Source organism: Leifsonia sp. McL0627 (assembly GCF_058244615.1).
In genome coordinates this window covers 63,101-80,241 of the sequence record NZ_JBZCGM010000006.1, presented here as the reverse complement: position 1 = coordinate 80,241, position 17,141 = coordinate 63,101, and the positions used below count along the sequence as shown (strand labels likewise).

Below are 17,141 nucleotides of genomic sequence, written 5' to 3'. Positions count from 1 at the left end.
GGATGCGGCGCTCAGGATGCGGCGCTCAGGCGCCGGCCGTGACGGGCGGCAGGGCCGACCACGGGAAGGTGATCCACCGGTCGGTTCGCCGCCAGACGAAGTCGGGGTCGAGCACGGTGCGCGGCTTCGAGTACAGGCACACGGTGCGCACCTCGGCGCCGGAGGCGGCGATCAGGTCGACGACCATGGCGAGCGTCCTCCCGGAGTCCGACACGTCGTCGACGAGCAGGACGCGCTTGGAGTTCAGTGCGCTCTGGTCGAGCATCGGCGGCAGCACGACGGGCTCCGGCAGCCGCTCGTCGACCCCGGTGTAGAACTCGACGTTCAGCGCGCCGCACGACTTGATGCCGAGCGCGTAGGACATCGCCCCGGCAAGAAGAAGGCCGCCGCGGGCGATCGCGACGACCAGATCCGGCTCGAAACCCGACTCGACGACCTCACCCGCCAAATGCCGGGAGGCTTCACCGAATTCGAGCCAGCCGAGAACCTCCCGTTCCGTCTCCTGGAGTACGGCTGATCCTGAGTCGTCGAGTTCGCCTGCCATCCTTCTACCGTAGCGGCCAGCCCCGCTGTTAGCATCCAGAAATGGAGTCGGTGAGGACAGGGACGGGGCGCCGCGGCGCCGTTGCGATCGGCGTGACGGCGGGGCTGATCGGCTGGCTGGCGTTCGTCGAGGTGACCAGCGGAATTCTGCAGGGATACTACGTCCCGCTGATCTCCGACGTGGTCGAGCACCTCGGCATCCACGACGCCGACTACAACTGGTTCGAGGCGGCCCAACTGCTGCTGTCCGCGCTTGTGGTGCCGGTGCTCGCGAAGCTCGGCGACATGTTCGGGCACAAGCGCATCCTGTTGATCGCCACGGTGCTCACCGCACTGTCGACCTGGGCGCTCGCCTTCTCCAGCAACTTCACCACCTTCCTGATCGCGTTCGCGCTGCAAGGCTTCTACGTCGTCTGGCTTCCGTTGGAGGTCGCACTGATCTTCGATCGCGGCCGCCGCACGGGGACAGCCGCCTCGCAGACCCGCAGGGCGGCAGGGCTGCTCGTCGTCGCCCTGGAGGCCGGGGCGATCGTCGGCGCGATCGGCGCGGGGCTGCTCTTCGAGGCGTTCGGCGGCAACGTGACACTGACGCTGATCGTCCCCGCCATCGCGGTGACGCTCGTCTTCTTCGCCATCCTGTTCGGCGTGCCGGAATCCGAGTCCGTCCCCGGCCGCCGATTGGATGCGGTGGGCTTCACCATCCTGACTCTCGGCCTGCTGCTCATCACCTCCGGCCTCACGTTCCTGCGCCTCAACGGCGTCGGCACCTGGTGGGTGTGGGCGCTGATCGCCGTCGGCATCCTCACGTTCATCCCGTTCGGCCGGTGGGAGCTCAAGCAGGACGACCCCGCCATCGACCTGCGCGTGCTGCGGCGCCCCAACATGTGGCCGGTGCAGCTTACGGCCGGGCTCATCGGCATCAGCCTGCTGGGCGCCCAGGCGCCGCTCAGCACGTTCGCCGGAACCGACCCCGTCAACGGATACGGGCTCGGTCTCTCGGCCGGTCAGCGCAGCATCCTGATCGGCGCTTACCTGATCTCGATGATCGTCGGCGCCGTGCTGTTCCCGATCGTGTCGTCGTGGCTGACGCCGCGGGTGACGCTGATCGTGGCCGCCTTCCTGGTGGGCATCGGCTACCTGCTGTTCCTGCCGTTCCACTTCGAGACGTGGCAGGTGTTCACCAACATGGCCATCGCGGGCATCGGCTCCGGCGCACTGGTCGGGGCGCTCCCCGCCGCTGCCGCCGCTGCCGCTCCTCGCGGCCAGACCGGGATCGCGACCGCCCTCACCAACACGACGAAGACCATCGGAGGCTCGTTCGCCTCCGCCGTGTTCGGCGTCGTGCTGCTGACCGGAGCGGCGACCGTCACCGCGACGGCCGCCAGCCTGTTCGGCTACATGCTCGTCTGGACGATCTGCGGAGTCGGCGCCATCGTCGCGGCCGTGCTGCTCTTCTTCGTCCCCAAGCTCGCGTTCGCGGACACCGAAACGGATGCGGGCACCCCCGAAATCATCGCCGCGGAGTCACCGGTGGTCTGACATGGATGCACACCTCCCCCCGACCGTTTCGGAAGCGCTCACCCGCTTCCTCCTCGAACAGGCCACGATCGCGCCGGGGCTGGTGAGCCGCGCGGTCGTCACCGGATCGGCCGTGACAGACGACTGGCACGACGGCGTGAGCGACATCGACGTGGTCTTCGTCGTCACCCGCGACCCGCTCCCCGAGCTGGACCTGCTCGCCGGACTGCACGCCGCCTCCCAGCCCCACATCGACGGCGTCTACCTCACCGAGTCGGAGATCGCGCGCGGGCCGGACTCGCTGGAGACCGCGCCCCAGGTGATCGAGGGCGTGCTCGTGTCGGCGCAGGCCGGGGCTCAGCTCAGCTGGGTGACCTGGCGTGAGCTCGAGTACGGGGTGCAGGGCGTCCCGGATGGAGGGGACGTGATCTGGTCGCCCGTCGCCGACCGGCATCCGGATGCCGCAGCCGGCTCCATCGCGTTCTCCCGAGCCAACCTGCTCGAATACTGGGAGCCGTTCGGCGACCGCGTCGTCGCCGAACTGGCGGGGCGCGCGCCGGACTCCCCCGTGCGATCCGAGACGGTGCGCTGGGTGGCGCTCGGACCCGCGCGCCTGGTCGCGACCGTGCAGACCGGCGAGATCATCTCGAAGACCGCCGCCGCCGCGTTCGCCGCCGAGCGCTGGCCGGAGCACGCCGACCTGCTGCGCAGGGCCGTGCTCGACCGCGCGGGCGACCGTCAGCGCTTCGTCGTTGCCGACGCGCTCCAGGCCGTCGCACTCCTCCGCGCCTGCGTCGACGCGGCGCGCGCCTGAGACGCGCCTCCCGTCCCGTCGCGGCCGCCCGGTTCCGCCACGCCTGTCCCGTCACAAACGAGTGGTCCCGAATTGCCGTGCGCACTTTGTGCACGCGGCCATTCGGGACCACTCGATTCTGGAAGCTGGGACAGCGGGATACGCGGGGTGGCGCAGACTACGCGCGCGCGGCCTCCACGACCGAGCGGGCGGCGGTCAGGCCGGCCTGCAGGTCCGCCTTCAGGTCGTCGATGTTCTCGAGGCCGACCGAGAGGCGCACGAGGCCCGGCGTGACACCGGCGGTGAGCTGCTGCTCCGGGGTGAGCTGCGAGTGCGTGGTCGACGCCGGGTGGATGACCAGGCTGCGCACGTCGCCGATGTTGGCGAGGTGGCTGAACAGGGTGAGGTTGTCGACGAGGGCGCGGCCCGCATCCACACCGCCCTTGAGCTCGAACGACAGCACGGCGCCGACGCCCTTGGGGGCGTACTTGTTGGCGGCCGCATACCAGGGGCTGGTGGGCAGTCCGGAGTAGTTGACCGTGGCCACATCCGGGTGGTTCTCGAGGAACTCAGCGATCTCCTGCGCGTTCTGCACGTGGCGCTCGACACGCAGCGAAAGCGTCTCGATGCCCTGGATGAGCTGCCAGGCGCTGGCCGGCGCGATGGCGGCGCCGAGGTCGCGGAGCAGCTGGACGCGCGCCTTGATGATGTACGCGAGACCGTCACCGACCGCCGCCGTGTAGACCGCGCCGTGGTACGACGGGTCCGGCTGGGTGAGGCCGGGGAACTTCTCGGCGTTTCCGGACCAGTCGAACTTGCCGCCGTCGACGACCACGCCGCCGATGACCGTTCCGTGACCGCCGAGGAACTTGGTGGCCGAGTGCACGACGATGTCCGCACCGTGCTCGAACGGGCGGATGAGGTACGGGGTCGCGATGGTGTTGTCCACGATCAGCGGAACGCCGGACTCGTGCGCGACATCGGCGACGAGGGCGATGTCGAGGATGTTGATCTTCGGGTTCCCGATGGTCTCCGCGAAGAACAGCTTCGTGTTCGGGCGGACGGCGCGACGCCACTCGTCGGCGTCGTCCTGGTTCTCCACGAAGGTCGTCTCGATGCCGAGCTTGGCGAGCGTGTACTTGAAGAGGTTGTACGTTCCACCGTAGATCGAGCTGGAGGAGACGATGTGGTCCCCCGCCTGCGCGATGTTCAGGATGGCGAACGTGGAAGCGGCCTGACCGGAGGCGACGAGCAGCGCGCCCGTTCCGCCTTCGAGCGCTGCGACGCGCTCCTCGACGACAGCCTGCGTCGGGTTCTGGATGCGCGTGTAGATGTTGCCGAACTCGGCGAGCGCGAACAGGTTCTTGGCGTGCTCAGCGTTGTTGAACACGTACGACGTGGTCTGGTAGATCGGGGTGGCGCGGGCGTTCGTCACCGGGTCCGGAGCTGCTCCGGTGTGGATCTGCTTGGTCTCGAACTGCCAGTCGGCGGCGTCGGTCATGGCTCACTCCTTCGGGTGGATGGGTGTCGAGCGGTCTGCCACCGCCGTCGAATACAGGCTAGATGCGCCGCGCCCAGCGGGCAACGCGCGTGCAACATGCCGTAATCCGTGAAGAATAGGCGCATGAGTGCGAGACGGGTCGTTGTGACGGGTGCCAGTTCGGGGATCGGGGAGGCCGCCGTGCGGCTGTTCAGGGCGAACGGCTGGGAGGTGGTCGGGGTCGCGCGCCGCGCCGACCGGCTCGCCGCCATCGCCGCCGAGACCGGGGCCGAGGTGTTCGCCGCCGACCTCACCAAGCAGGACGACGTGGATGCGCTCCGCGCGCACCTGGAGGCGACCGGCCCCATCCACGCCCTCGTCAACAACGCCGGGGGCGCCCTCGGGCTCGACTCCGTCGAGAAGTCGTCCATCGACGACTGGGTATGGATGTACGAGATCAACGTCATCGCGACCAAACGGGTCATCACCGCGCTGCTCCCCCTGCTGCGTGCGGGGGCGGCGGCGACAGGGCACGCGGACATCCTGAACCTCACCTCGATCGCCGGGCACACCGCCTACGTGGGCGGCGGCGGCTACAACGCGGCCAAGTTCGCCGAGCACGCCCTCACCGAGGTGCTGCGGCTCGAACTGAACGGCGAGCCCATCCGCGTGATCGAGGTCGCCCCCGGCATGGTGGCGACGGAGGAGTTCTCCCTCGTCCGGTTCGGCGGAGACAAGGAGAAACGGGATGCGGTCTATGCGGACGTTCCGGAGCCGCTGACCGCGGAGGACGTCGCGGCGACCATCGTGGATGCCCTGGAGAGACCCAGGCACGTCGACCTCGACCTGATCGTGATCAAACCGGTTGCGCAGGCCGCGCCGTACCGATTCCACAAGGGCGAGCTGCGGGTCAGCGGCGACTGACATGACCGGCGACGAACGGCGGACCCGCTGGGAGAACAGGACGGCGTGGCCGCTTCTCGTCGCCAGCGTCCTGTTCCTGATCGCGTACTCGTGGTCGATCCTGGAGCCGAAGAGCCCGGCCTGGCTGGCGACGACGCTCGACGTCGTGCTGTTCGTCGTCTGGACGGCGTTCTTCGTCGACTACGTCGTGCGGCTGAGCCTCAGCAGCAGGAAGTGGCTGTTCGTCAGGAAGAACCCGATCGATCTGGCGTCCGTGCTGTTCCCCGTCGCCCGGCCGTTCCGGCTGCTCCGGGAGCTGCACCGCATCCCGTTGCTGCGCGGCCGGTCGCCGTCGCACGTGCGCAGGCGTGTGCTGATCGTTGCCGGCTCCTCCGTCGTGCTGTTCGTCTACGTGATCGCCCTCGCGGTGTATCAGGTGGAACGGGATGCGCCGCACGCCACGATCGTCAGCTTCGGCGACGCGGTGTGGTGGGCCTGCGTCACGATGGCAACGGTCGGCTACGGCGACTTCGTCCCCATCACGGTGCCCGGCCGCATCCTGGCCGTGATCCTGATGCTCGGCGGCGTGGCGATCGTCGGTACGGCGAGCGCGACGATCGTCTCGTACATCACCGAGCAGTCGCAGCGTCTCCGTCCGCCTGGTGCGCACGATGACCACGAGAACGGCCGCGACCGCCGCCATGAACCCGAGGCGGACCCGGACCACGTGCCGCCCGCGTAACACAGACCGCGCTCCCGGTCCGGTCGGCCAGTATGGAGACATGGAGTGGCAGACATCCGCCGATACGGCCCCGTCGAGTTTCATCACGGACGCCCAAGCGAGGTCGCTCCTCGGCAAGCCGCCGGCGAGCGGCGCCTGGAAGGAATCCGATCCGGCCGGTTCGCGGTCGTTCGCAGGGATCGGCGAGTTCACCTTCGAGAGCGGCGAGAGCATCCCGTATGTGCGGATCGCCTACGAGACCTGGGGCACGCTCTCAGCGGAACGGGACAACGCCGTGCTGGTGCTGCACGCCCTCACCGGCGACAGCCACGCGGTGGGCAGCTCCGGACCTGGACACCCGACCGCCGGGTGGTGGCAGGGCATCATCGGTCCTGGCAAGGCGATCGACACGGACCGGTTCTTCGTCGTCGCGCCCAACATGCTGGGGGGCTGCCAGGGGACGACCGGGCCTGCCTCCATCGCTCCGGACGGCACGGAGTGGGGTCCGCGGTTCCCGTTCACGAGCATCCGGGATCAGGTGAACGCGCAGGCCGCATTCGCGGACGAGCTCGGCATCGACCGCTGGGCAGGCGTGGTCGGCGGCTCGATGGGCGGGATGCAGGCCCTGGAGTGGGCGGTCAGCTACCCGGAGCGCGTCGAGCGGCTCGCGGTGATCGCCGCCCCGCCGTTCTCGACGGCCGACCAGGTCGCGCTCAACTCCGTGCAGATCGAGGCGGTGCGCACGGACCCGCTGTTCCGCGGGGGCCTCTACTACGACGCCGGCGACGGGAACGGCCCGCACCAGGGGCTCGCGCTCGCCCGCCGGATGGCGCTGATCAACTACCGCAGCCCGTCGGAGCTCAACGCGCGGTTCGAGCGCACCTGGCAGAGTGAGATCAGCCCGCTCGGCGACAACGGGCGCTTCGCCGTCGAGTCGTACCTCGACTTCCACGGCAACAAGTTCACCAGGCGGTTCGACGCGAACAGCTACATCGTGCTCGTGCAGGCGATGAACTCGCACGATGTCGCCCGCGGCCGAGGAGGATTGGCGGCAGCGCTTTCCCGCGTCACCGCCCGCACGCTGGTGGTCGGCATCGACAGCGACCGGCTGTTCCCCGTCGAAGGCCAGGAGAAGATCGCCGCGTACCTCCCGTCCACCATCGACGGAACAGAGCCGGTCGTAATAGAGTCGGACTTCGGGCATGACGGTTTTCTCATCGAGGACGATGCCGTCAGCGAGCAGCTGCGCAGGCTCTTCGCCGCCTGAGCCGAACGGAGGAGAATGTCGCGCATCCAGAAGGAGCGTGATCGACTCCTCGCAATCACGGCGAGGAACGTCGGCCTCACGGCGACCGCGACCTCCCTGTTCTGCCTGAGCGTTCCCGGCACGCTGCCGCTGCCGCTGTATCTCGCGGCCGTGGTGTTGCTCGCCTGTCTGGCTTACGCCCAGTTCCAGCTCGTGACGCTCGCGCGCACGACGCTCTGGGTGACGGTGATCGTCATCGCGGGCGCCGCCATCGTGCTGCTCAACCTGCTCCCGGATGCTCCACTCGGCCCTGCGGCGCTCAGCGCGGTCGGAATGCTGGCCGGCGCAGCGGTGGCGAGCGTCGCGATCCCGACGGTGACGTCGCGCCCACGCGTCGGACTGCTGATCGCCGCCTCCGTCGTCACCCTCGTCGCCGAGTCGGCCACCCTCGTCCTGAGCGGCTCGCAGCTGTCCGAGCCTCTCCTGTTCACGGTCGCCGGCTGGGTCGCGCTGACGGCGACGGGCGTGTGGCTGTCCCGCACCGTTCCGAGGACACTGACGCGCATCTCGACGATGAGCCGCGCATACCGGGTGGAACGCCAGGCGAGCGAAACCGAGGCGCGCCGCCGCCAGGGAGCGAGACTCCTGCACGACACGGTGCTGGCGACCCTCACCCTGCTCGCGCACTCCGGGGTCGGCGTCAGCGCGAGCGCGCTCCGCGAGCAGGCAGGAGAGGATGCGGCGCTGCTGCGGCAGCTGCGGCTCGGCTTCACCCCAGACCCGACGCGCTCCGGCGACTACAAACTCAAACCGGTCGAGGAGTCGACGCTCGGCAACACGCTCGAATCGGTCAAGCAGCGCTTCCGCCGGATGGGTCTCGAAGTGAACTGGCACGGCTCCGGCCAGGTGCTCCTGCCGAGCGACGTCCTGGATGCCTTCCTGCTCGCCCTCGGCGAATGTCTGGAGAATGTGCGCAGGCACTCCGGCGTCAACGAGGCTCACGTCACGATCACGGACGACGAGACGACCGTGCGTGCGATGGTGACCGACGCAGGCAAGGGCTTCGACGTGACGAGCATCGAGCAGGGCAGGCTCGGCTTCACCGAGTCGATCGTCGCCAGGCTGCGCGACGTTGGAGGCAATGCCCGGCTCTTCTCCTCCCCCGGCAGCGGAACGACCGTGGTCCTCGAGGTGCCGAAATGAGCCGCGTGGCAGAACAGACGGTCCCCCGCCGAGTCGGAAGCGACAGCGAGCGCGACGCACTCGGTCGCGCCAGGCTCGACATCGGCTTCAACGTCGCCGCCTTCGCACTCATCGCGTACCAGCTCGCCGTGATGCTGATGAACACGAGCGCATACGCCAACCTGCCGCTCAGCCTGATCGCCTGGGCCGGTCTCCTCGCAACGCTCGTGGTGGCCGTCGCCGTCCGCCCCCGGCTGCCGGACGAGCTCCCCAATTGGATGTTCTACTCCGCCATCGGGGTCTGGGCTGCGGTGGTGCTCCTCGACCTCGTCGGCACGTGGGGGCCAGGCGACTCCGGCGCTCAGCCGACCGCGGCCGTCGCCGTCGGCTCCGCGTTGCTGCTCTGCGTCGCGGCGCGTCCCCCAGCGGACATCGTCATCGCCTCCATCTGCCTGGGCGTCGTGCTCGCTGCCGCGTTCGTCCTCCGCGGGCAGCACGACCTGTCCGCGCTCGGACCGGCGTTCGTCACCATCGCACTGAGTGTCGCCCCTCCGCTGCTCGGGGTTCAGATCGTGCGCTCCCTGCGCACCCTCATTCAGTTGGAGCTCGACCTCGTGCAGGTGCAGAGCACGGTCTCCTCCCCCGGCTACGCAGTGGGAATGCTGGCATCGGAAGAGCTCGCCAGACTCGACCTCGCGGCCGAGCGGCTCCTCGACGGCGTCGCCAGCGGTCGCACGCCCCTCCCGCTGGACGAGGAGACAGCCTCGACGGCCGCGAGCATCGCGACGGAGCTGCGTCTGCACCTCATCCAGGGCCGCAAGGAGACCTGGCTTTACCACGCCGTGACGGAGTCCGCCCTGCTCGGACCGGCCGTGACCCTGACCGACAGCGACGGGCTCGCCGCCGGCCTGACCCGCGATCAGCGCGACGGACTGCTCACCGCGGTGTGGCTCCTGATCAGCGACCCTGTGCGCCAGGGTGCGTCGCAGCCGCGCAGTCTGACACTCGACCTGAACCGTCCCAGCGCGCCAGAACACGGCGACCCCCCTCCGGGTGCCAGAATATCCATCGTGATCTCGACCACCGGTGTGCCGCGAAACGGGGTAGACCCTGCCACGTGGCAAGCTATCCGTAAGGTGGGCCGGTACGTCGAGACCTTCTCGGGCTCGACGCTGCGCGTCGAGATCACCAGCGTGAGTGACAGTTCCGCCGATCTCGTCTGACCGTAACTCCGTCGGTTCCCCCCTAACCGTCAAGAAAGGCAGCCCGTGACCGAGGCACCTCCCATCAGAATCGCGATCGTCGACGATCACAAGATGCTGCTCGGGGCACTCACCGAATGGATCCGGAGCGCCGCAGACGACATCCGCATGGTCGCGGCCGTCGCCAGCTGGCCGGAGCTGCTCACACATCCCGAGTTCCCTGTCGACGTCGTCCTGCTCGACCTCGATCTCAAAGACAACATCCCCGTGTCGCTGAAGCTGTCGACACTGAAGACGACCGGTGTCCGCACCGTTCTCATGAGCACGTACTCCGAGCCGGCCGTCGTACGCGAGGCCATCGCGGCCGGCGCGCTCGGCTACCTCGTCAAGAGCGAGGACGCGGAGATGATCGTCGAGGCGATCCGCGCCGCACGCAAGGGAGAGTCGTTCATCTCGGCCGAGCTCGACCTCGCGCTGAACTCCGGCGAGGTCGGCGGCGCCCCGAAGCTGAGCGCCCAGGAGCGCCGCGTCATGGCGCTGTACGGCGCAGGCGAGCCGGTGAAGGCCGTCGCGTTCCAGCTCGGCATCTCCGACGAGACGGCGAAGAGCTACCTCAAGCGCATCAGGGAGAAGTACCGCGTCGCCGGCTACGACGTCGGCACCAAGGTCGCCCTGCGCAAGCGCGCCATCCAAGACGGCATCCTGCTGCAGAACGACTAGCTCCTGTTCCCCTGACGGGGGCACCGCTCGTGCAAAAAGTGCGGTGCGCTGGCCTGCGACCGCACTTTCGGCACGAATCGCGCGGCAGGTGACCGGGATAGGATCTCGGTCATGTCACGTTCGTCCACCTCCGCCACCGTCGGCGATGTGCTGGCCGAGCTAGCGGCGCTCGAAGACCCGAAGGTCAGGGCGGTCAACGAGCGTCACGGCGACGACCACGGGGTCAACCTCACGAAGCTGCGCGCCGTCGCGAAACGCGTCGGGGCCGACCAGGAGCTCTCCGGCGAACTCTGGGACACCGGGGAGACCCCTGCCAGGCTCGTCGCCATCCTGATCGGCCGCCCGCGCGAATACACCGCGGCCGATCTGGATGCGATGCTCAGGGACGCGCGCGTGCCGAAGGTGCACGACTGGCTCCTCTCCTACGTCGTCAAGAAGAGTCCGCACGTCGAAGAGCTGCGCGTCAGCTGGTTCTCAGACGACGATCCTGTTGTGGCGAGCGCCGGCTGGAAGCTCACGAGCGACCGGGTGGCGACCGCTCCGGACGGCCTCGACCTCCCCGGCCTCCTCGACACGGTGGAGGCGGAGCTGGTGGACGCCCCCGACCGGCTGCAATGGGATATGAACGGGGTTCTGGCGACCATCGGCATCCACCGGCCGGAGCTGCGCGCACGCGCCATCGCGATCGGCGAACGACTCGAAGTGCTCAAGGACTATCCAACGCCGCCGGGCTGCACGTCGCCGTTCGCTCCGCTCTGGATCGCGGAGATCGTGCGCCGAACAGAGGGCGCCCCGGCCTGACGCGTCCTGCGCGCGGCGCCCCGCGCCCGGCGCCCCGCGCCGGTCAGTCGACGGGCACTGGGTCCGGGTGCTGAGCGTGCACGACGCCGGTGTCGACGCCGCGTCGCTCCCTGGAGCGGTCGATCGAGAACGACACGACCGCGAGTGCGATGCCGGCGACGCAGAGGATCGCGCCGACCACGATCGGCGACAGGTAGCCGAACCCGGCCGCGATGGTGAGGCCGCCGAGGTATGCACCCGCCGCGTTCGCGATGTTGAGCGCCGAGTGGTTGAGGGCGGCGGCGATCGACTGGCTCTCGTGCGCCACATCCATCAGCCTGGTCTGGATGGTCGGGGACATCGCGCTGCAGGCGGCGGCGATCACGAACAGCGAGACGAGCAGGCCGACCACGTTCGACGCGGTGACGTACAGCGCGCCGAGCCCGAACAGCAGGATGACGAAGAAGGAGAGCATCCCGCGCTTGAGGGCGCGGTCGGCGACGCGTCCGCCGACGAGGTTGCCGACGGTCATACCGAGGCCGATCAAGATGAGGACGAGCGGCACAGAGGACGCGCTGAGCCCGGTGACCGTGGTGACCATCGGCGCCACGTAGGTGTACACGGCGAAGAACCCGCCGAAGCCGATCGCGCCGATCAGAAGCGCCAGCCACACCTGCAGGCGGCTGAACGCCTTCAGCTCGTTGGCCATCGTGGCCTTCGGGTTGCCCGGCTGCCACGGCACCAGCATCGCGACCGCCAGGAAGGTGAGCGCGAAGATCGCCGCGACGACGAGGTAGGCCGAACGCCAGCCCTGCGTCTGCCCGAGCCAGGTGATGAGGGGGACGCCGATCACGTTCGCGATGGTCAGGCCGGAGAGCACGAACGCCACACCCTGCCCGCGCTTGCCCGGCCCCATCAGAGAGGCGGCGACCAGGGAGGCGATCCCGAAGTATGCGCCGTGCGGCAGGGCGCTGAGGAAGCGGGCGACGAGCACCAGCTGGAAAGTGGGCGCGAGCGCAGACGCCACCGTGCCGAGCGTGAAGGCGACCAGCAGCCAGAGCAACAGCTGCTTGCGCGGCAGCCGGGCGGCGAACGCGGCGATGGTCGGCGCCCCCACCACGACGCCGAGCGCATAGGCGGAGATCGCCCACCCGGCCTGCGCGTTCGCCTCGGCGGGCGATGCCGCGTAGACGGCGGGCAGGAGGTCGTGCGCGATGTTGGGCAGCAACCCCATGGCCACGAACTCGGTCGAGCCGATGCCGAAGCCGCCGAGGGCGAGCGCCAGCAGCGCGAGGCGCGTGCGCGCAGGGGTCAGGACGGGCGTGGAGGTCTTCGTGGCGTCGGCGGCGCTCACGCGCGGGTTCCGGAGGGGGTCTGCTTCACCCGGATAGTTTATATCGAATCGTTTCGATCAGATGTACGGCCGGGAACGAACTCGTCCCGCAGCCCCTCGAACTCGCTGAACAGCTCGTCCGTCGCCTCCTGATCGTCCTCCTCCTGGCCGGCGACACCGGTGCGGATCGCGCCGACCACTGCAACGATCACGAACCCGAGCAGCGGACCGATGATCAGGATCGCGGCGACGGCGACCACGGGCCAGTACAGGTAGAACGCCACGAAGACCGACAGCACCCAGTCGGAGATGGTCACGGCGTCACGCCTCGCGGTCGAGGGCGGCTTCGAGCCGCTCGACCTTGCCGGTCAACTCCCCGGTGTGCCCCGGCCGGATGTCGGCCTTCAGCACGAGCGAGACCCTGGTGCCGAACACACCGACGGCGTCCGTCGCGCGCCGGACGACATCGAAGACCTCGTCCCACTCGCCCTCGATGGTGGTGAACATCGCATCCGTGTGGTTCGGCAGGCCGGACTCACGCACGATCCGCACGGCCGCAGCCACCGCGTCGTGCACGGAGGCGTCCGCTCCCTCTCCCCCGCTCGGTGCGACCGAGAACGCGACCAGCATGATTCCTCCTCGCGCGGCGACGTCGTCCTCGCGCCGCGTCTACAGCCTAGCCACCGAGTCGTCCGCCGGCTCCTGCGTCTTCTCCCTGAATGGCCACGCGTGCGCCGGCACGGAGTCCCCGTCGGCCTCCCCGCCGCGCGGCCCCCGCCACAGTGCCCAGATCGCCCAGCCGAGCAGCACGAAGTACAGGAGGTTGCGCACGGTGAGCACCGCGACCATCGCCGGCTGCACGCTTAGCAGGAAGTCGTAGAGGTACGGGTAGAACAGCTGGGTGAACGCGGCCGTCACCATGACCAGGATGGCCGGGATGCGGAACCCCCGGCCCTGGTAGACGAGTCCGATGATCACGGGCACGGCCAGCCAGGCGACGTACTGCGGCGAGCCGACCTTGTTGAACGCGATGAACGCGCTGACCAGGGCGAGCGACAGTTCGGGCAGGATGCGCGTCACCGGCGTCCCCCGCCGCACCGAGCGCACCCCGATCAGCGCGACGACGACGGCGCAGACGGCGAGCAGCGGGTTCATCAGCGAGGCGGCCGTGACGCTGCCCGCTCCGGTGACCTGGAAGGTGAGGATGTTCCTGTCGTAGTACACGACCGCATCCGGCACGTGCAGCGCCGCCTGCCACATCCAGATCGTGCTGATCGGCGCCTCGATCTGGAGTCCGCGACCGGTCTGCATCGTGATGAAGCTGAACACGTGCATCCCTGCACCGAAGATGAGCGGGACGATCACGATCAGCAGGCTGGTCACAGCACCCGTTACCAGGATGCGCCACCGGCTGCGGAGCGCGATGACGGCGGCGACGAGGAGCGCGGCGGGCCAGACCTTGATCCAGGTGGCGATGGTGAGGGTGACGACAGCGGCGCGCTCGTGCAGCATCAGCCACAGCATTCCCACGATGGCGAGCGAGACGGAGACCGCGTCGAGCCGGCCGACGGCGATCGGTCCGAGCAGCAGGAGGAAGGCGAGCCACCACCATCCCGCGGCCAGCCGGCGACGCTCCCTGCCGCCGATCAGCACGGCGAACGCCGCCGCATCCATCAGCAGCACCAGCGTGAGCCAACCGCCCACATAGTTGTCGGCCCCGAAGAGCAGCGGGAGCATGATCGGCACGAGGGCGGCGAACGGATACACCCAATCGGACTGCACCCCGACGATGTCGGTGCCCTGCGCCGCGAGCTGCGCCCACGGCTTGTAGACGAGGAACACGTCGCCGAGCCCCATCCCGTTGGCGGAGAGGGCGAGACCGCCGAGCACGAGGTGCACGACCAGGAAGGCGATCCACAGGCTCAGCGGACTGGCGGCGACGCGCTGGACCGTGGTCGGGGACGCCGGAGCCGGAGCCTGTGCTGCCTCGATCCCCATGCGGTCATCGTAGCGGGCACGGGGGCGTCCCCGGTTAACGGTCCGACGCGCCGCCGAGCAGCTCGCGCACCGCCTCCGGGAGCGCTTCGGCGATGTCGAGCGCCACGATCGGGCCGCCCCGCGACGCGAGCGCGCCCGCCCTCCCGTGCAGGTACGCCGCTGTCGCGGCCAGGGACGCCATCGTGGATGCGCCGTCTGCGGCGGGCCTGGCGGCCCCGTCGGCCGCGATCTCGTCGGCGTGCGTCGCGAGCAGCGTACCGAGCACCCCGCCGAGCACGTCGCCGCTTCCGGCGGTCGCCAGCCACGACGGACCGGCCGTCACCGCGTACCTGGCCCCGCCCGGTGCGGCGACGTGGGTGGTATGGCCCTTGAGCAGCACGGTGACGCCGAGGCTCTCGGCGGCGCGCACCGCCCAGCCAGCAGGGTCGGCGGCGATGTCGTCGGCCGTGACCGCATCCGGGTCGTCGTCGGCAACCTTGGCGAGCACGCCCGCGAGCTCGCGGTAGTGCGGCGTGATGACCACGGGACCCTTCGCTCTGCCGACCAGGTCGAGCGCCCCCGCGTCGATCGCAAGCGGGGCGCCATCGGCGAGCGCCGCCGCGAGCCGGTGGGCGTCGTCCGCCGGTCGCTGCGTCGCATCCATCCCCGACCCGATCAGCCACGCCTGCACCCTGCCCGGCGCTGTCACGGCTTCCGGGCGTCTGCGCAAGACCTCGGCCGCCGCTCCCGGCGCACCGAGGTATCTGATCATCCCGAGCCCGGTGCGGGCGGCGGCCTCGACGCCGAGCACGGCGGCGCCCGGATACAGGTCCGAGCCGGTGACGACGCCGAGCACCCCACGCGTGTACTTGTCGCTCGTGTCGCCGGGGACAGCGATCCAGCGCGCGCTCTCCACAGCTCCCCAGCTCTGCCAGTTATCCACCGTTCCTCCGCTCTCCGCCGACCGCGTGCTCACTCCACGATAGGTTGAAGAGCAAGGAAAGAGGGCGGTTTCATGGGCATCAGCATCCCCGGCAAGGTCATCGTGTTCGACTACGGCGAGGTCATCTCCACCTCGCCGTCCGAGGCGGACAGGGAGGTGCTCGCCGGTCTGGCGGGCGGTGACGCCGAGGTGTTCTGGCCGGCGTACTGGCGGCACAGGGACGCCCTCGACCAGGGCACCATGACCATCCAGCAATACTGGCGCGGCATCGAGCGCGAGCTGGGCGAGCAGTGGGGGGATGCGAAGATCCACCGGTTGTGGCTGGCCGACTTCCGCAGCTGGCTGAGCATCGATCACGACACACTGGATGTGCTGGTCGACCTGCACGACGGCGGCACCCGCATGGCGCTGCTGTCGAACGCGGGACGCGACTTCGGCTCATACTTCCGGCACGGCACTCTCGGCGATCTGTTCGAGCAGGTGTTCGTCAGTGGAGAGCTCGGCACCATCAAACCGAGCGCCGACATCTTCGAGCACGTCATGCGCGAACTGGGCATCGGCCCGGCCGAGATGGTGTTCATCGACAACAAAGAGGTCAACGTGCGCGGGGCAGAAGACCTCGGCATCGCCGGCCACGTCTTCACCACCGGCTCGGACCTGCGGGCATATCTCGAGGCATTGGCGGCTTAGAACCAGCATGGCAACACTTTTCGACCCCCTGACCCTGCGCGACGTGACGCTGCGCAACCGCATCTGGACCTCCCCGATGTGCCAGTACTCCGTGCTCGACGCCTCCGGCGTCCCGCAGACCTGGCAGCTCGTGCATCTCGGCTCGTTCGCCACGGGAGGCAGCGGGCTGGTCTTCACCGAGGCCACTGCGGTGAGCCCCGCCGCGCGCATCTCCCCCCCGCGACACCGGCATCTGGAACGACGAACAGCGCGACGCCTGGAAGCCCATCGTCGCGTTCATCGAGTCGCAGGGAGCCGTCGCCGGCATGCAACTCGGGCACGCAGGCCGCAAAGCGTCGAGCTGGCCGGCCTGGGGATACGAAGACCGCAGCGGCAGCGTCCCCGTCAGCGAGGGCGGCTGGCCGACCGTCGCGCCGTCCCCTGTCGCGTTCGGCGATCTGGAGACGCCTGCCGAGCTCGATCACGCAGGCATCGACGCGATCGTCGACGACTTCCGCGCCGGCGCCCGCCGCGCGATCGACGCCGGATTCCGGGTGCTCGAAGTGCACGCGGCCCACGGCTACCTGGTGCACCAGTTCCTCTCCCCCATCGCCAACCAGCGCGGCGACGAATACGGCGGCAGCCTCGAGAACCGGGCGCGGCTGCTCCTGCGCATCGTGGAGGCCGTGCGCGCAGAGATCGGCGACGGCGTCCCGCTGTTCGTGCGGTTCTCCGGCAGCGACTGGACGCCGGGCGGCTGGGACGAGCAGCAGACGGCGACCGTCGCCGGCTGGGCCGAGGATGCGGGAGCCGACTTCTTCGACATCTCCAGCGGAGGCATCCAGACCGGCATCCGCATCCCGTTGCAGCCGGGCTACCAGGTGCCGTTCGCCGAACACGTCCGCTCATCCGCCGAAGTCGAGGTGAGCGCCGTCGGGCTCATCACCACACCGGAACAGGCTGCCGAGATCGTGGAGAACGGTCACGCCGACGCCGTCATGCTGGCGCGCGAGCTCCTGCGCGACCCGCACTTCCCCCTGCGGGCCGCACACGAACTCGGCTACGACATCGGCTACTGGCCGCCGCAGTACCTCCGCGCCCAATGGCGGAGGTAGCACGGCGGCGGAGATA

Annotated in this window: 17 protein-coding genes and 1 pseudogene; 11 read left to right on the top strand and 7 right to left on the bottom strand. The window is 69.4% G+C overall.

Annotation, left to right across the window (positions count from 1 at the left end; genetic code table 11):
* Positions 1-25 precede the first annotated feature (25 nt).
* Positions 26-544 (bottom strand): phosphoribosyltransferase, encoded by a 519-nt coding sequence (locus tag AC37TH_RS16420; RefSeq protein ID WP_490765418.1) that lies wholly within the window; start codon positions 542-544, stop codon positions 26-28.
* Between the two features lie 41 nt (positions 545-585).
* Between AC37TH_RS16420 and AC37TH_RS16415 the strand changes: the two genes are divergently transcribed.
* Entirely contained in the window at positions 586-2,082 is a 1,497-nt protein-coding gene (locus AC37TH_RS16415; RefSeq protein ID WP_490765417.1) for an MFS transporter, read from the top strand.
* Position 2,083: 1 nt separating this feature from the next.
* Entirely contained in the window at positions 2,084-2,875 is a 792-nt protein-coding gene (locus AC37TH_RS16410) for an aminoglycoside adenylyltransferase domain-containing protein (RefSeq protein ID WP_490765416.1), read from the top strand.
* A 157-nt stretch (positions 2,876-3,032) separates the two neighbouring features.
* Here the strand turns inward: AC37TH_RS16410 and AC37TH_RS16405 are convergent, their stop codons facing one another.
* Positions 3,033-4,355, bottom strand: coding sequence for a bifunctional o-acetylhomoserine/o-acetylserine sulfhydrylase (locus AC37TH_RS16405; protein WP_490765415.1), 1,323 nt, complete (start codon positions 4,353-4,355; stop codon positions 3,033-3,035).
* Positions 4,356-4,478: 123 nt separating this feature from the next.
* Here AC37TH_RS16405 and AC37TH_RS16400 point away from each other — a divergent pair, with 123 nt between their 5' ends.
* From AC37TH_RS16400 to AC37TH_RS16370, 7 genes are all read left to right on the top strand, one after another.
* Positions 4,479-5,258 (top strand): SDR family oxidoreductase, encoded by a 780-nt coding sequence (locus AC37TH_RS16400; protein WP_490765414.1) that lies wholly within the window; start codon positions 4,479-4,481, stop codon positions 5,256-5,258.
* A 1-nt stretch (position 5,259) separates the two neighbouring features.
* Positions 5,260-5,979 carry a potassium channel family protein gene (locus tag AC37TH_RS16395; RefSeq protein WP_490765413.1) on the top strand — a complete coding sequence of 240 codons (720 nt, stop codon included), beginning with the start codon at positions 5,260-5,262 and terminating at the stop codon, positions 5,977-5,979.
* A gap of 40 nt (positions 5,980-6,019) precedes the next feature.
* Entirely contained in the window at positions 6,020-7,225 is a 1,206-nt protein-coding gene (metX, locus tag AC37TH_RS16390; RefSeq protein WP_490765412.1) for a homoserine O-acetyltransferase MetX, read from the top strand.
* Positions 7,226-7,240: 15 nt separating this feature from the next.
* Positions 7,241-8,407 (top strand): sensor histidine kinase, encoded by a 1,167-nt coding sequence (locus AC37TH_RS16385; RefSeq protein WP_490765411.1) that lies wholly within the window; start codon positions 7,241-7,243, stop codon positions 8,405-8,407.
* Positions 8,404-9,609: a hypothetical protein gene (locus AC37TH_RS16380; protein ID WP_490765410.1), complete on the top strand. Its 1,206-nt coding sequence runs from the start codon at positions 8,404-8,406 to the stop codon at positions 9,607-9,609. The genes AC37TH_RS16385 and AC37TH_RS16380 overlap by 4 nt, the downstream gene beginning before the upstream one ends.
* Before the next feature lie 45 nt (positions 9,610-9,654).
* Positions 9,655-10,308, top strand: coding sequence for a response regulator (locus AC37TH_RS16375; RefSeq protein ID WP_490765409.1), 654 nt, complete (start codon positions 9,655-9,657; stop codon positions 10,306-10,308).
* A gap of 111 nt (positions 10,309-10,419) precedes the next feature.
* Positions 10,420-11,109 (top strand): DNA alkylation repair protein, encoded by a 690-nt coding sequence (locus AC37TH_RS16370; protein WP_490765408.1) that lies wholly within the window; start codon positions 10,420-10,422, stop codon positions 11,107-11,109.
* Between the two features lie 43 nt (positions 11,110-11,152).
* Here AC37TH_RS16370 and AC37TH_RS16365 read toward each other — a convergent pair whose 3' ends face one another.
* The 5 genes from AC37TH_RS16365 to AC37TH_RS16345 are packed head-to-tail and all read right to left on the bottom strand — an operon-like array spanning position 11,153 to position 15,341.
* The gene (locus tag AC37TH_RS16365) at positions 11,153-12,442 is read right to left on the bottom strand and encodes an MFS transporter (RefSeq protein ID WP_490765407.1); all 1,290 of its coding nucleotides are present in this window, start codon (positions 12,440-12,442) and stop codon (positions 11,153-11,155) included.
* 38 nt (positions 12,443-12,480) lie between these two features.
* Positions 12,481-12,738, bottom strand: coding sequence for a hypothetical protein (locus AC37TH_RS16360; protein ID WP_490765406.1), 258 nt, complete (start codon positions 12,736-12,738; stop codon positions 12,481-12,483).
* A 4-nt stretch (positions 12,739-12,742) separates the two neighbouring features.
* Entirely contained in the window at positions 12,743-13,051 is a 309-nt protein-coding gene (locus tag AC37TH_RS16355) for a thiamine-binding protein (RefSeq protein WP_490765405.1), read from the bottom strand.
* A 39-nt stretch (positions 13,052-13,090) separates the two neighbouring features.
* Entirely contained in the window at positions 13,091-14,419 is a 1,329-nt protein-coding gene (locus AC37TH_RS16350; RefSeq protein WP_490765404.1) for a hypothetical protein, read from the bottom strand.
* Positions 14,420-14,453: 34 nt separating this feature from the next.
* Positions 14,454-15,341 (bottom strand): ADP-dependent NAD(P)H-hydrate dehydratase, encoded by an 888-nt coding sequence (locus tag AC37TH_RS16345; RefSeq protein WP_490766069.1) that lies wholly within the window; start codon positions 15,339-15,341, stop codon positions 14,454-14,456.
* A 72-nt stretch (positions 15,342-15,413) separates the two neighbouring features.
* Here AC37TH_RS16345 and AC37TH_RS16340 point away from each other — a divergent pair, with 72 nt between their 5' ends.
* Positions 15,414-16,031 (top strand): HAD family hydrolase, encoded by a 618-nt coding sequence (locus AC37TH_RS16340; RefSeq protein ID WP_490765403.1) that lies wholly within the window; start codon positions 15,414-15,416, stop codon positions 16,029-16,031.
* A 7-nt stretch (positions 16,032-16,038) separates the two neighbouring features.
* Positions 16,039-17,125: pseudogene (locus tag AC37TH_RS16335) on the top strand (NADH:flavin oxidoreductase/NADH oxidase).
* Positions 17,126-17,141: the final 16 nt, after the last annotated feature.